This window comes from Chromobacterium aquaticum (genome assembly GCF_021129195.1).
In the GTDB taxonomy this organism is placed as follows: domain Bacteria; phylum Pseudomonadota; class Gammaproteobacteria; order Burkholderiales; family Chromobacteriaceae; genus Chromobacterium; species Chromobacterium aquaticum.
Map to the genome: position 1 here is coordinate 1 of NZ_JAJOHW010000298.1, position 620 is coordinate 620.

The window sequence follows — 620 nt, forward strand, 5'->3', positions numbered from 1 at the left end:
GCACCGAGGCCAGCGGCGCCAGCGTGGCGGCGTCGAACAGGCGCACGCCGCCCGGCTGGTAGTTTTGCGCGGCCAGCACGCGGCCGTCCGAGGAGATGGCGCCGCCTATGCTGTTGCCGGCCTGCACCACGCGCCGTTCCAGCCGCCGGCGCAGCAGGTCCACCTTGCTGATGGCGCCGTCGCGGCCAAACACGTAGGCGTAGCGCGCGTCACGCGAGAACACCACCGAGGCGTGGGACAGATCGCCCAGCCCTTCCACTCGGCCCAGGCTTTCGGCGCGGGTATTGTCCACCACTTGCACGCTGCCGCTGGCGCGTTCTATCACCACGCCCAGGTCGCCGGTGCCGCGCAGCGCCGGCGCGGCGCAGCCGCCCAGCAGCGCGGCCAGCGCCGGAATCAGGGCGGCGCGCCCTGCTTTAACCAGTAAACCAGCCATATCGCTTCTTCTTCCGTCAGGAATGGCCGCCAGGGCGGCATTGGGGTGCCGGGCCGGCCGGCCAGGATCACGGCGGCCAGGCTGGCGTCGGGTTTGTCCTTGAGCGCCGCCGGCGTCAGCGGGCTGCCCAGCCCGCCGCCCAGGCTCAGCCCGTGGCAGGCGCCGCAGTCCTGGCGCACCAGGT

At 72.9% G+C, this 620-nt stretch carries 2 protein-coding genes; both read right to left on the minus strand.

The window, feature by feature from the left end; genetic code table 11:
* Positions 1-436: cytochrome D1 domain-containing protein (locus LQT98_RS23910; RefSeq protein WP_331282598.1), on the minus strand; the 436-nt coding region annotated here is incomplete at its 3' end.
* Positions 397-620, minus strand: a 224-nt coding sequence (locus LQT98_RS23915) for a c-type cytochrome (RefSeq protein ID WP_231465756.1), incomplete at its 5' end; no start/stop codon positions are given. The genes LQT98_RS23915 and LQT98_RS23910, both read right to left, overlap by 40 nt.